Source organism: Limnobacter alexandrii (assembly GCF_005871185.1).
GTDB lineage: Bacteria > Pseudomonadota > Gammaproteobacteria > Burkholderiales > Burkholderiaceae_B > Limnobacter > Limnobacter alexandrii.
The window spans coordinates 200,438-214,562 of the sequence record NZ_SWKN01000007.1; the positions used below are offsets into that span (position 1 = coordinate 200,438).

12 protein-coding genes are annotated in these 14,125 nt (G+C 53.3%); 8 read left to right on the top strand and 4 right to left on the bottom strand.

Annotation, left to right across the window (positions count from 1 at the left end):
- The first annotated feature begins 122 nt into the window (after positions 1-122).
- On the top strand, positions 123-1,604 hold the full coding sequence (locus FCS97_RS08310; protein WP_138517988.1) for an OmpP1/FadL family transporter: 1,482 nt from the start codon (positions 123-125) through the stop codon (positions 1,602-1,604).
- Between the two features lie 45 nt (positions 1,605-1,649).
- Here the strand turns inward: FCS97_RS08310 and FCS97_RS08315 are convergent, their stop codons facing one another.
- The 3 genes from FCS97_RS08315 to FCS97_RS08325 form a co-directional block, all read right to left on the bottom strand.
- Positions 1,650-2,333, bottom strand: coding sequence for a tellurite resistance TerB family protein (locus FCS97_RS08315; protein ID WP_138517989.1), 684 nt, complete (start codon positions 2,331-2,333; stop codon positions 1,650-1,652).
- A 63-nt stretch (positions 2,334-2,396) separates the two neighbouring features.
- The gene (locus FCS97_RS08320) at positions 2,397-3,221 is read right to left on the bottom strand and encodes a formylglycine-generating enzyme family protein (protein ID WP_138517990.1); all 825 of its coding nucleotides are present in this window, start codon (positions 3,219-3,221) and stop codon (positions 2,397-2,399) included.
- A complete protein-coding gene (locus tag FCS97_RS08325) occupies positions 3,214-5,643 on the bottom strand; it encodes a sulfatase family protein (RefSeq protein WP_138517991.1) in 2,430 nt (809 codons plus the stop codon). Before FCS97_RS08325 ends, FCS97_RS08320 begins: the two co-directional genes overlap by 8 nt.
- A 108-nt stretch (positions 5,644-5,751) precedes the next feature.
- On the opposite strand from FCS97_RS08325, the gene FCS97_RS08330 reads away from it, so the two are divergent.
- Both FCS97_RS08330 and FCS97_RS08335 read left to right on the top strand, forming a co-directional pair.
- Complete coding sequence (locus tag FCS97_RS08330) at positions 5,752-6,840, top strand: glutathione S-transferase family protein (RefSeq protein ID WP_138517992.1); 1,089 nt, start codon at positions 5,752-5,754, stop codon at positions 6,838-6,840.
- Positions 6,834-7,400: a TetR/AcrR family transcriptional regulator gene (locus FCS97_RS08335; RefSeq protein WP_171035232.1), complete on the top strand. Its 567-nt coding sequence runs from the start codon at positions 6,834-6,836 to the stop codon at positions 7,398-7,400. Before FCS97_RS08330 ends, FCS97_RS08335 begins: the two co-directional genes overlap by 7 nt.
- 4 nt (positions 7,401-7,404) lie before the next feature.
- Here FCS97_RS08335 and FCS97_RS08340 read toward each other — a convergent pair whose 3' ends face one another.
- Positions 7,405-7,998, bottom strand: coding sequence for a TetR/AcrR family transcriptional regulator (locus tag FCS97_RS08340; RefSeq protein WP_138517994.1), 594 nt, complete (start codon positions 7,996-7,998; stop codon positions 7,405-7,407).
- 115 nt (positions 7,999-8,113) lie between these two features.
- Between FCS97_RS08340 and FCS97_RS08345 the strand changes: the two genes are divergently transcribed.
- Genes FCS97_RS08345 through FCS97_RS08365 form a run of 5 tightly spaced genes read left to right on the top strand, consistent with a single transcriptional unit; the run spans position 8,114 to position 14,119 of the window.
- The gene (locus tag FCS97_RS08345) at positions 8,114-9,244 is read left to right on the top strand and encodes a glutathione S-transferase family protein (protein WP_171035233.1); all 1,131 of its coding nucleotides are present in this window, start codon (positions 8,114-8,116) and stop codon (positions 9,242-9,244) included.
- Positions 9,241-9,990, top strand: a complete 750-nt coding sequence (locus FCS97_RS08350; protein ID WP_138517996.1) for an SDR family NAD(P)-dependent oxidoreductase — start codon at positions 9,241-9,243, stop codon at positions 9,988-9,990. The genes FCS97_RS08345 and FCS97_RS08350 overlap by 4 nt, the downstream gene beginning before the upstream one ends.
- A gap of 7 nt (positions 9,991-9,997) precedes the next feature.
- The gene (locus tag FCS97_RS08355) at positions 9,998-10,801 is read left to right on the top strand and encodes a peptidyl-prolyl cis-trans isomerase (RefSeq protein WP_138517997.1); all 804 of its coding nucleotides are present in this window, start codon (positions 9,998-10,000) and stop codon (positions 10,799-10,801) included.
- Entirely contained in the window at positions 10,798-11,802 is a 1,005-nt protein-coding gene (locus FCS97_RS08360) for a HupE/UreJ family protein (protein WP_138517998.1), read from the top strand. Before FCS97_RS08355 ends, FCS97_RS08360 begins: the two co-directional genes overlap by 4 nt.
- Positions 11,795-14,119 (top strand): DUF3604 domain-containing protein, encoded by a 2,325-nt coding sequence (locus FCS97_RS08365; RefSeq protein ID WP_138517999.1) that lies wholly within the window; start codon positions 11,795-11,797, stop codon positions 14,117-14,119. Before FCS97_RS08360 ends, FCS97_RS08365 begins: the two co-directional genes overlap by 8 nt.
- Positions 14,120-14,125 lie beyond the last annotated feature (6 nt).

Below are 14,125 nucleotides of genomic sequence, written 5' to 3' on the forward strand. Positions count from 1 at the left end.
TTACTCAAGCATTATTCATTGAGAAGACCCAGTAAAAATTTTAAAAACAACCAGCAAAAAACTCACGACACTCGAAGCCGGGCGCACAGCGACCCAGCACGTCGGAGCCAGGAGACAGACCAATGGTGTTTTTGCAGCAAAGCTCCCTTCGGAGAGCCTGTGCCGTGGCCTTTTCAATCACGGCGTTTTCGCTCAGCCAGCAGGCGTATGCCGGCGGTACAGCCAACGACAATCAAAGCACGATGGGCATTGCCACGGCGGGTGCCGGTCAGGCCGCTGAAGCATCGGATGCGTCGGTAATCTTCTTTAACCCCGCTGCTTTGACCCGCTTCAAACGCATTGAGGTGTTGAATGTGGCCAGTATTGCCACCTTCGACAACGATTACACCTCAACTCAAGACAACGATGGTCCCCCAACCGACGATGGGCGCCAGGGCTCCAACGGTGAGTTTTTCTCCAGAAAAGACGGTTACGATTCTGCGCTGTTTATTCCAGGCCTCTTCGTGGCCATTCCAGTCAGCCCCAAGTTGGTCGTGGGTTTCAGTGCCTCAGGCTCACACGGTTTGTTGACACGTTACCGTGAAGATTACCCTGGCCGGGGATCTGGCCGCGAGAGTGATTTGAAAGTGACCAGGGTGAACTTGGGCTTCGGCTACAAACTGACCCCCACCCTTTCAATTGGTGCCAACGGATCGTATGAACGTTATTTCCAGTCGATCAAACTGCGTGTGAACTTCCGTGACGCGGTGAGCAAACTGGGGCCACCCGGAACCGAAGCGCTGCTGGATGGCTTGAACGCCTTGGGTCAAGCGCCTCCCATTCCCGGAGAAACCGATGGCAAGCTGCGTATTTTTGGCTGGGCTTTGAATGCGCAGGCAGGCTTGCTCTGGGAGCCCACTGAGCGTACCCGCATTGGTGCCTCCTATCGCCCAAAAACCCGATTCAATGGCAATCAAGGCGAGCTGACCATCAACGAAAATGCGGACACAGCCGCTTTCCGAGACTTTTTGGCAACAAGCCCGTTGATTGGTGTGGGTGGTCCGATTTTGGGCGTGAACGGTCCGCAAGCGGCTGGCGACTTGCTGCCGCAGCAGCAGGCACGCCAAAGCGTAATTTTCCCGGACGAGTTCCGTATTTCACTGTTTCACCACTACAGCCCGAAGCTAGACCTGATGGCCACTTACACCTATCAGGACTACACGGAAACATTCCTGCGTTATGAACGTGTAGCGACCGGCCGTGTGATTGAAGACGTGCCACAAAACTTTAAAGTGGCGCACGCCTATCGTGTTGGCTTGAACTACAAAGCCTACAAGCGGCTCACCTTGCACGCTGGTTACGGCATGGAAAACGGCGTGGTTGGCGACGACTTGCGCATTCCAATTTTGCCTGACAACGATCGCCGCTTCTACGGCATCGGCGCAAGCTTCACCCCAAGCCGCGACACCACTGTTTCAGTGGCCTACGGCATTATCGACGTAGACGCCAGTGTGGTCGGCAACAACGATCAAGTGACGCCACGTGAAGTGTCTGGCGGCGAGTTCAAAGGCATTGCTGACCTCGACGCCGATTTTGTGTCATTCAGCTTGATTCAAAAGTTTTAAGTGTTGATAAAAACACCCTTGAGGCAGTAACTTGGAACGGTCGCTTTATGCGACCGTTTTTTTCGCCTGCTCCACCTGTGCACGCAACTCCACTTCCAGCGCAGGGTCTAATCTCAATTGCTTGGCCAGTTCTTGCAGATAGCTGCGTTCCATAAAACTTTCCTCGTCCACCACCAACACACTGGCCAGAAACATTTCCGCGGCCAATTCAGGTGTAGTGGCATAACTTGCAATTTCCAGCGGATCCAGTGGCTTGTTCATTTCTTGATCAAACCAGCGTTGCAGCTGAGGGTCACTGGTTATTTTTGCAATTTCTCCATCAATCAGCTGGCGCTCTTTGGCATCAATATGGCCATCAGCTTTCGCGGCACCGATTAGGGCGCGCAAAATCGCCTGGCTGTGCTGCTCCACCTGTGGTTCCGGCAAACGGTCTACTGTTTGCGGCTCGTGCGTGGCAGCAATATTGCCCTGCTGCTGTTGCCAATTGCCATAGGCCTTGTAGGCCAGCACGCCCAATGCCGCCAAACCACCATACGTAACCACCTTGCCTGCCATTTTTTTGTGGCGCTTGTTGCCCAACAGCATGCCCAAGGCTGCCGTAGCTGCGGCACCGCCGCCAGCACCCACCAACACGTCTTTCATTTGCATGTTACTGGTGGCCTTGCCACCGCTTTGCAGCATGCCGGTACCGGCTTTCAACAGTTGATCAATCAGACTTTTCGAGTTCACGCACAGCTCCAGTTTTTTGTTATTGAACTGAATGGACTGCCGCAATTGAAAAAGATTCCCCGCTTACTTGGGCGAGGTGTCGTAGGCGCAGCGAAAACCGATGTGGGAGGTACTGCTGGCCCCGGCAACACCAATTCGGGCAGCGGGCCGGTATCGCAGGCAATATTCGGCTGCGCACAGGTGTGAACCGCCTTTCAGGGTGAACAGGGTGTTGGCATCTTGCTGGGGGCTGCACGAACAGCAAGTTGCAGGCTGGCTGAATGACGACTGAGTCCATTCCCACACATTGCCAATCATGTCGTACAAGCCATGACCATTGGGCGGAAATTGACCCACAGCCACAGAACCCGGGCTTCCACCTGGCGCATAAAACCAGGGAAATGAACCTTGCCAAACCTGCGCCATGCGTTGGCCGTTGGGCGCAAATTCATCGCCCCAAGCAAATTGGGAGTTGAGCAAACCACCGCGTGCAGCAAATTCCCATTCGGGCTCTGAAGGCAATCGCCCCCCGGCCCAGTTGGCATAGGCCTTTGCATCTTCAAGGGCCACGTGCACCACCGGGTGTTGATCGAAATCGCCGGGCAATTCATTGCCAGGGTGTGGGTTGTGCCAACACGCACCCGGCACTGCTTTCCACCACAGGTCGGGATTGTTCAAAGGCACTGGGCCTGGGGTCATTTGAAACACATGGGAATACCCCTGGCGCTCAGCCACAGTGACATGCTGTGTGGCCTCAACGAATTCTGCAAAGTCTGAATTGCGCACAGGAAAAACATCGATGGCAAACTCGGCCACGCTTACGGTGCGCTCGGGACGCTCTTCGGGATAGTGGCGATTCGAACCCATTCGAAACTCGCCACCCGAGAGCATTTTGCAGTTTCTAGACATTCAATCCCATTTGGCTCAAAAAGCGCAGCATTTCAACCGGATTGACTTTACTGGTGTCCACATCAATTGTCACCTTGCCCAACTTGCCCTGAAAAGGATTGGGGCCGCTGTACCGGGTCGACACCTGGTTTCCAAGGTCGGAACCCACAGTAAAACCATCATAACTGGTTGAGAACAGCACGCGCTTGAAGGTGTGTTTGGCCACTTGCTGGCCATTCACAAACAAGGCGCCCTCGCCGTCGAATGGTCGGCCAGTCATGCGCTGCTGGTATTTGATTTTCAGTTTCCCTTCCGGCAATACGGCATTCGATTCCATTCGCTCAACATAGGGCACCAGGCTTTGCTCGTAACACAGCTTGCCGTTTTGAATGTACAAAACCCAGCCTGCGTACTTCGCCCCCTGAGCCAGCAGCACGCCATCGCCCGCCGCATTGTTGCGCTCACATTCCAGCTCGATGGTGTGAGACAAACCACACACAATCGGCGCCACGTCGCGGGCCAAACGCTCCACGGGTGGGTAAAAATCCCAACGTGCACGAAGCCCTTTCTCTTGCCTGTCTTGCACCAGGCGCAGCACCAGGTTTCGGTCGTCCAGTGGCAATACATTGTGCTGTTGCGCGGCCTGCAACCATTTGTCCTTCAAGCGTGCAACCACTTCCGGAAACTGGCTTGAAAGGTCTGTGCCCTCGGCTGGGTCCTTGCTTAAATCGTAGAGTTCCCAAACATCATCTTCAAAAGGTTTGCCTCGGGTGTGACGCGCCACTGCACGCCAATTGTTTTCCATGTAGGCACGGTGACCACCCAACTCAAAATACTGTTCAGTGCGGGTTGGGCTGTCGGGTTTCGCAAAAGTGGGCAGTACACTTTGGCCCTCGATTGGTTTTTGAGGCTGCCCTTTGTACACCGAGGGGCGCTCTACACCCGTGGCTTCAAGCAAGGTGGGGAACAAATCAACCACATGCACGAAGTTCTCGCGCAATTCGCCTTGCGCGGAAATACCCTTGGGCCAACTTACAATCAGCGGATCAGCCACACCGCCCAAGTGTGCATACTGCTTGTACATTTTGAATGGCGTGTTCGATGCACTGGCCCAACCCATGGGGTAATGGGGAAAGGTTCCTTCCTCGCCAAGCACGTCATACAGTTGCGCAGCTTCCTCAACAGGAATCGGTCGACCAAATGCAGGTGCAAACACATTGGGTGTGCCCGTGGGCGTGCCTTCAGGCGAACCACCATTGTCAGAGAACAACACCACAATCGTATTCTCGCGCACGCCCAGTTCATCCAGGCTTTGCATCAGACGCTCAATGTTCGAATCCATATTGCTCATCAAGCCTGCATACACTTCCATGTAGCGTGCTGTAATTTTTTTATGCGCTTCCGGTAGCTTGTCCCAACTGTCTGAACCAAATGAAAGCGGTGGCAATTCAACTGTGTCCGGCATGATGCCAAGCGCCTTTTGCCGCGCAAGGCGCTCGGTGCGCACGGCATCCCAACCTTTGTCGTATTGGCCCTTGTACGCATCACGCTCACTGGCACGGGCTTGCAAAGGCGAATGTGGCCCTGGGAAAGCAAGGTGCAGGTAGAACGGTCGCCCCGGCTCCAATGCCTGCTGAGTGCGAATGTAGGTAATGGCGCGATCGGTCAGGTCATCGCACACAAAATAATCGGGGGTGTCTGGTGGCTCGACTGGTGCAATGCCATCGAACAATTCCGAAGGTTTGAAGTAATCTGTTGAATGCCCTTGAAACCAGTACGCACGGTCAAAACCGCGTTGTGTGGGCCAGTTGTCGTAAGGACCATTGGCACCAGTGGTGTGTGCATTGTTGACGTGCCATTTGCCACTGAGAAAAGTTGACCACCCTGCCCCTTGCAACACCTCGGCCAGGGTGGCGGCTTCATGGGTTAAATCACCACGGTAACCTGGATAGCCAGCATCAATGTCGGCCAGCCAGCCCATGCCCGCAGAATGATGATTCAAACCCGTCAAAAAGGAGGCGCGAGTGGGAGAACACATGGAACAGGTGCGAAAGTTGGTGTACTGCAAACCTGTTTTTGCGAGCGTATCAATTGCAGGCGTTTTGATCTCACTGCCATAACAACCCAAATCGGAAAAACCACAATCGTCCAGCAAAATGACAACCACATTCGGTGCGCCCTCTTTCGCCTTGGCTTTGCTGGCGGTTGCCGGGCGAGAATCCTGAAACGACAAGGCAACCTGCGCAGCCTCGCCTTCCGGCAGGGCTTTGGGCGTCATCAATGCACGCGCCTTTGTGTTGGCCACATGCGCACCGGTGGCAGCAACGCCCACCGTGGCTGCACCCACAGCAAGGCCAGACAGGAATGCACGTCGTTTCAAGCGTTTGGGAGACAAGTCTTCGGAATTGTTGTCCTCGTTTTGATCATCACTGTGCTGCGCCATGCTTGTCCCCTCTGTTGAATTGGTGTGTCAGTTTTCTTATTGCTTAACTAGTGACACTATTTGTGTCACTATATACAAAAGAAATTCGAATCTCAAGGAGTCAAACACATGGCAATGCCAAAAGTTTTGAAGGTGCATGGTCTGGATCTTTCTTACTTCACCGGAAAGCTTGAAGCCTACTTGCGTGGCAAGCAAATTCCTTATGAACTGATAGAAATGGACACCAGCGACTTTAAACGCTGCGGCAAGGCAACTGGTGTGGCACAAATGCCCCAAGTGGAGTGGCTCGATGGGCAATGGCTGAGCGACACCACCTTGATCATCGAATTTCTGGAAAAGTTGAAACCGGAAACGTCCATCATGCCTGAACACCCCACGCTTCGATTTCTCGCGCAACTGCTGGAAGACTTTGGCGATGAATGGCTGTGGAGGCCAGCGCTTTACTATCGCTGGGCCCATGCGCAAGACGCAAGGCTGATGAGCCACCGCCTGGCCGACGGCATGATGCGAGATGTACCGTTGCCTTTCTTCATGCGGCGCTGGGTGATTCTAAACCGACAACAACTGCACTTTTTATGGCTTGACGGTGTACGAAAGCGCACGGCCAGACGGGTTGAGGCGCACTATCTGGAAACGCTGGATGCACTTGAATCAGTTTTGAACAATCAACCCTTCATTCTTGGCCAACGCCCAACACTGGCCGACTATGGTCTGTATGGCAGCATGTTCAGGCATTTTTTTTGCGACCCCACACCGGCAAGAATAATGCGCACTCGCGCCCCGGCCGTGCATGAATGGGTTGCTCGCCTGTGGAACACAACATTGGCCGACTACAACAACACGCCTATACCAACAGAAACGCCCAGTGATTTAAAGCCACTGCTAAACATTGTGTGCAATGAATTCTTGCCCTATATGCAGGCCAATGAGGACGCGATTGAACGCGGTGTAAGGAAATTTGAATTCAATAGCCAGTCAGTCCAATTCAAACTGCCCACACAACGTTATCGTGCCTGGCGCTACCAACGCTTGCGAATGCGCTACCAGTCACTGGATCGCCCGAGCCAACAAGAATTGAACGCGTGTTTTCCCGAACTGGGCACAGCACTGGCCAAACCTGTAACATGCCCAATCGAGGCAAGAATCAAGGGATTGCCCATTACCACACCCACAACAATGACAAGCAGAACATGGTGAAAGTAGACGGTCGTACCACGCGCGGACAAGCCAATAAAAAGCAAATTGTTCAGGCACTGATTGAACTGATTCGAGAAGGCTACCCAGCGCCCACGGCAGAAATGGTTTCTGCACGCGCCGGGGTTGGCCTGCGCACTGTATTCAGGCATTTCAAAGACATGGAAACGCTTTACCGGGAAATGACAAGCGAGGTGGATGCGATTGTGGCACCTGTCCTGGCCACCCCGGTTTTGGGCAATAACCTTCAAGAAAAACTGATGCATGCGATTGAGCGCCGCGCCGACATGTTTGAAAAGCTGGCCCCGCTTCAGGCTGCAAGCCTGGTGCACTTGCACGAGTCGCAATACCTGAGGGACAGGCAAGCCAGCACGGTTGAATTGCAGCGTCACTTGCTCAAGGCTTTTTTACCCAGCGAAATTGTCAAAGACAAAGCCTTGTTTGAGGCGTTAGATTTGGTGCTCAGTATTGAAACCTGGCTAAGGCTTCGCAGGGAACAAAAGCTCAGCGTGAAAGCCGCCAAAAAAGTGCTTCAGCGCAGCGTGGAACAATTGCTGAAGTGAATGGCTAGATAAGACTGTGCAGCAAGGCATCAAATTGTTCGATGCCTTGTTCGCGAGTTAGCACGCCATCGCGAATCAACTGGCGAATTCCCCAAAACGACAGAATAACCATCCAAGCAAGACCGGTGGCAGCTGCTTGATCCAGGTCTTTCGCTTTTCGAATCGCGGGCACCCAAAGCTTCAAAATCACATCGCGAATACCCAATCGAATGGTCTCAAGCTCGGGCGAATTCAAACCCGAACCAGCAATCAATTGCCACAACGCATCACCCTTGCCCACTGGCATGTCCAAAGAAACCAATACCGCCGCACGTATCGCCTGTTTGATGTCATGGGGATTGCTGGTAATGGCCAGGGCTGTACCTTGCATGGTGTCGGTGAAAATGGCCCAGGCAGTGGCACCCAGCAAACTTTCAAGGTTTGGAAAGTGCTGGTACACCAACTGGCGGCTGACACCAGCCCTGTCGGCCAAAGCACTCATGTTCAACACGCCCCAGCCCGCTTCTTCGACCAGATCTGCGGCCGCGTTCAGCAGCGATTTTCTGCGATCGTCCTTGCCAAGGTAAGGCCTTTTTTCCTGTGTTGCGCGTGCGTTCATTCAAATGAGCTGAGAGGTTGAAGCTGGTCACAGTGTGACACACTTCCAAAGAAATTGACATGGTGTAAATATTAATGTTTTAATGAATTATTCGAAACCCGCAAACAAGGGTCACATGAGACAAACCTACACTTTGTATGGCTGGCATCTTTCCTATTTCACAGGCAAGGCGCTTTGCTATTTGCGTTACAAACAAGTAGACCACGTGCTCAAGGCAGTGAATCTGTTTACGTTGACCCGAACCATCAAGAGAAAAACCGGTGCGGCAGTCATGCCGGTGCTGAAAACACCCTCGGGTGAATGGATACAAGACACCAGCGAGATCATTGACTACATTGAGTCGCTGCACCACAAGAACCCGGTAACACCCAATACCCCGGTCCAGGAATTTGCTTCCATGCTGTTGGAGGCCTGGGGCGATGAATGGTGGGTGCCAATTGCCATGCACACGCGCTGGAATTACCCGGAAAACTTTGCCTTGTTTGAACATGACGCCGGGAAAGCCTTGCTGCCGTGGGCACCACGATTTTTACAGAACAAGGCAGCGCAGCGCCCTGCAAAAATGCTGCGAGGCATGCTGCCCTTTGTGGGCATAGTGCCCGAGCAATACAGCACCATGAATGAATGGACTGTGCACATGCTGGATGCTTTGAACCGGCACTTTGAACAGTTTCCGTTTCTACTTGGTGCACGGCCCAGCCTTGGCGACTTTGGCCTTGTTGGCACCATGTATGGTCACCTTGGTCGCGACCCCTGGCCCAAACGGGAATTGATCGAACCGAGAGCTCATTTGAATGCATGGCTGGAACGCATGAAGAACCCGGCTGTGCATGCAGACCAGGCGCTGTTGGGCAACGATGAAATTCCTGCGACCTTAAACCCGGTTTTCAACTCCATATTCGAGGAATTCATACCGATGGTGGCACAGGTTGGCGAGTTGGCTACGCGGTACGCACAGCAAAATGGCTTGAATCAGCGTCTTCCCCGACGCATCGGCGAAGTAACAACCACCATGGGCGGAAAACCCTTCAAGCGAGGTGCCCTGCCCTACATGATCTGGATGATGCAACGCGCACTCGACAGCTACCAGCAAATGGCCGATAGCGACAAACACGATGTTCGCACCTGGCTTAAGCAACACAACGCAGAACAAATATTGAACCTGAACCTGCCCCGCGTAGAGCGCCGGGCATTGACCGTGGCAGTAACCGCAATGCCAAAACAAAGCATGGAGAATGCAGCTTGAGCAAAACAGTTGTTATTACAGGGGCCTCATCGGGCATTGGAAAAGCATTGGCACTTGAATTTGCACAGCGCGGTTACAACCTTGGCCTGGCTGCACGCAGGCTGGACAAACTTGAAGCACTACGTGCCGAGATCGCTTTGATGCCTGGTTGCCAGAATCTGCAAGTCGAAATCATTGAACTTGATGTTAACAACACCAGTGCCGTTGGGCCAACTTTGCACACAGTATTCAGCCATTTGAACCAGGTTGATGTGGTCATTGTGAACGCGGGAGTGAATAAACTCACGGGCGTGGGCAAAGGACAACTGAACGATGAACTGGGCTTGATGCAAACCAACCTGATGGGTGCAATCGCCACCGTGAATGCTGCAGTGGAATGGTTTAAAAAGGCCGGTGGTGGCCATGTGGTGGGAATTTCATCGCTGGCTTCGCTTGCCCCCATCCCGAAGCAAGCAGCCTATTGTGCAACCAAGGCCGGCTTCTCCATGTACCTGGATGCCGCTGCCATTGAATTGAAAAAATACAAAATTGATTTCACCAAAATTCTTCCCGGCTTTGTCAAAACTGACATTGTTGATGACATGGACAAGTTTCCGTTTTTGGTTTCGGCAGAACAAGCTGCCCGGGAAATGGCCAAGCACATTGAAAAACGCCGCAGCGTGGGTGTGGTACCAAGCTACCCCTGGAAACTGTTAAAGCCCTTGCTGGCCAATATGCCCACAGGTGTTTGGCGCTACATGAAATGAACAAACCATGAAGCCCTCCTATTCCGTTCTTGGATTCATTGCAGTGGCTGCACTGATCGGTGTGCTCGAATGGCGCAGCAGCGAGCAGGCCGCCAGCAATGAACTGGTGGTGACTGAGGCACAGCGTGCCTTCGTGCGCGAACAAGTGCTGCAAGCGGGCGAACAATCCGTAAGCTCCGCAAGCTACGAGCAAGCAATGGCCACTTACATTGATGAGGAAATTCTGTACCGGGAAGGTTTGAAGCTGGGTTTGGAAAAAGACGACTTGATCGTAAAGCGGCGCGTGGTGCAGAAAATGCGCTTTGTGCTGGAAGACATGACCCCAATTGCATCGCCCACGCAGGCGCAACTTCAAACCTGGCTGGATCAAAACACGCAGCGCTATCAAACCGAGCAAACGATTATTTTTGATCACCATTTCTTCAGCCGTGGCAAACGCGGCGATGAGGCCATTTATCAGGCTGGCCTTGCTCGCAATAGTTTGCTTGCAGGTCAGGAAGTGGCTGGCGACCCGTTTCCCCTGCACACAGGTTCTGAACTACTGAGCCGGGAAAGAATTACCAAAGAATTTGGTGTGCCCACCAGCAAAACCATTTTTGACTTGCCCCTTGGTGAGTGGTCGCAGCCCGTGCAATCACCACTGGGTGTGCACCTGTTTAAGGTGACCCAGAAAAATGCCGGCCGTACCATGACACTTGAAGAGGCAGGCAGTCAACTTCGATCCGACTTGATTGCAGCCCAGCGAGAGGCCGTCAACGACGCCGGCCTGGCTGCCCTGCGTGCCACCTACTCCATCAAGGAAGTCCCGTGAACCGGCTGGCTTTCGCTTTTGTGCTTTGCATGGGTTTGCATGGCGCACCTGGAACAGGCCATGCCCACGAGATGGGTACTTCTGCATTGATTGTTCATGAAAGTACTCAAGGCACGGGGCAGTTTGTATTCAAACGCACTGTGGGCTCGGACGACAAAATACCTCCGGTTGATTTTCAGTTTTCGCCAGCCTGCGAATTGCGCGATGTCAGCACGGAGTGGGAAGGCAACACGGAATTGATTCAACGCGGCAATTTTTTCTGCAGCAAAACACTGGCTGAACATGACATTGACGCAAACGGATTCACCCGCCTTGCACCCGACTTGATTGTTCTTGCAACCCCACTGCAAGGTGACCGAATTCACGCGGTACTTACACCAAAGCAGGCCAGCCTTTCACTGGGCGATGAAATCCACCAAACACCACCTCTGGAGTACCTGAGTATCGGGATTGAACACATTGTGTTCGGTCTGGACCATGTACTGTTTGTCACCGGGCTTTATTTGCTGTGGAAAAAACGCGAGCAAAATTTGAAGCAATTGATTGGGCAATTCACACTGTTCACTGTGGGTCACAGCCTGACCCTGGCTTTGCTGGTGCTGGGCTGGATTGCAGTACCCACCCGCGCCATTGAGGCGTGGATTGCGCTGAGTGTGTTGTGGCTGGCCTGGGAATTGGTGCGCAAAGAACCTGCCCGGCAATCGAATTGGTCCCACCTCTTATTGATTGCAGCTTTTGGTTTGTTACATGGCTCAGGCTTTGCCTTGTCGATGGAAGAACGAGGATTTCCAGAAGACGCCCTTTTGAGCACCTTGCTGCTGTTTAACATTGGCATAGAAATCGGCCAGCTGTGGATTGTCACGGTGCTGGCCACTGCGTTCGCACTGCTCGAGAAAACCCACCTGCCCAATAGCACACGCCTTGCCCAACACGCGCTAACCCTTTGCATTGGCGGCGCTGCCCTGTACTGGACGATTGAAAGGATTCACAGCTATGTTTGAAACCCGTAGTGCGGTGCTTAAATTGTTGCCAGTGCGCCTATTCATTCCGACCCTTTTTGTGCTCAGCCTTTCAGCTTGCCTGAATTCAAACGACACACCCGTGGCCCAAGGCGATACACCCACGGTAGTCGCGCCAGCAGAGCGACCAGACGATGTTGAATGCTTGGGCAGCAGCGTGCGCAAGCAGGCTTTTTTTGGTGACTTGCACATTCACACCAAACTTTCATTCGATGCCTATTTTTTCAATTCCATCAACGGCCCGCGCGAGGCTTATCAATTCGCCAAAGGCGAGAACGCATTTTTGCCGTCTGGAGAAGATCCAGATGCGCCCATGCGGCAAATCAACATTGGTCGTCCGCTTGATTTCGCAGCGGTAACAGAGCACGCGGAACAACTGGGGACCTTCTCCAACATTTGCGAACTGCAGGGTAATATTCCGGCTGGCACCAATCCGGCCTGCGGTGTTTTGGGGCAAGTGATTCGTGACAATGTGTCGGTGTTCATCACAGGCAATGTGCCCTTGTATTTGCAATTGGTCACCAGCGCTGGCAGCCGAATTCCCAGCACACGAACCTGGGAGGAAATTCAGGCTGTGGCCAATGCCGAAAATCAACCCTGCAAATTCACCACCTTCAATGGTTATGAATTCTCATCCAACAAAGGCGGCCAGGTACTTCACCGAAACGTGATTTTCGAAGGCACAAAAGTGCCGGGCGACGTGATTAGTTCGATTCCACCGATTCCGACTACCGACAACACCAACGACGAGTGGGGCTTGTTTGATCGCCTGAAAACGGAATGCCTTGATGTGGAAGGCTGCGATGTGGTGACCATACCCCACAGCACCAACCAAAGCGACGGACGATTCGCCCGGGCCCGTCAAGCCGATACCGGACTGCCACTGGCGCGAAACAACGTCACATTGACCGCAGCCGATGCCACCTTGCGCAACACCTTTGACCGTTTGTTCGAAATTGTTCAACACAAAGGCGCCAGTGAATGCATCACTGGCTTTAACAAAGGGCTGACCGGCGGTGAAGAATCTGGCTGCGGATTTGAGGAATGGAAAACCCTGTGCAAAGGCAATTCAGATGATCCCGCAGAATGCGCCAAAGTGTGCAAGGGCAAGCCCACCGACCCGCTATTTTGCCAGGTCAACCGCTTGCAAGGCACGGGAAAAAGCATACACGCGGCCAGTGAGTGCACAGGCAGCGATATCGGTGGATCTGCACCCGCCGATTGTACTGCCCCACTGGATTACGCCCGCAACGTGTTACCCGAAGGTGCTGCCATTCAACGCAAACTGGGTGTGAACCCTTACCAGTATGGATTCATCGGTTCAAGCGACACGCACAACGGCATCGCTGGCAACACCGACAAAACGAAATTCTCGAAAAACTCAGGCCATGGCGGCGTGCTCGACGACGAACCCCATGAAGCCTTGGGCAATTGGGAATGCAAGCAGCGACCATTGCCAACCGACTCCATCACAGGCTTCAAGCTGCCATTCAGCACAGAATCGGCTGCCGACCCCAACAACTGCGAAGAACGCGTGTTTAACCCCGTGGCATCCAACTTCACGCCGGGCGGACTGGCAGGTGTTTGGGCCCGTGAAAACACACGCAAGGAAATTTTTGCGGCCTTGAAACGTCGCGAAACTTTTGCCACTTCGGGCTCTCGCATGCGCATTCGCACCCTGGCATCGAGCAAGCCCTTCCCCGGCAATATTTGCGAACAATTGGCTGCAGGGGCCAGCCCGATCGAAGAAGGTTTGGTAGACGGTGTGCCCATGGGCGGTACGCTGGAAGTCAAAAACACCGGGCCGTACATTGTGGCTTATGCGATTCAAGACCCGGGTGGCGAAGAAGCTGGCGTGCCTTTACAGCGACTTGAACTGATTAAAACATGGGCCGATGCAAAGGGCGATTTGAAACAACAAGTTTTAAAGCTGGCTGAAAATGCCAACGCCCCTCAGCCGAATTCAGACTGCAGCATTCAGCAACAAGGCCCCGAGCAAATGTGCGCGGTGTTTCACGACACACAATACCAGGCCAATACGGGTGCCAGTTATTACGCCCGCGCACTTGAAAACAACTCATGCCGCTGGACCACAAAAATGTGCACCGCCAAAGGTGTGCAATGCGAAGCACTGCAACCAGGTAATGGCTTGTTTTCTGCTCAAAGTGGTTTCGCAGGCTTTGAAGGCTGCTGCCGCATTGAAGGCGAACCAGGTAACTTCCGCGGAGACTTCCGCTTCATCACCCAACAGGAACGTGCCTGGAGTTCTCCAATTTGGGTGGAAAGTCCAAAACAATAAACAGGA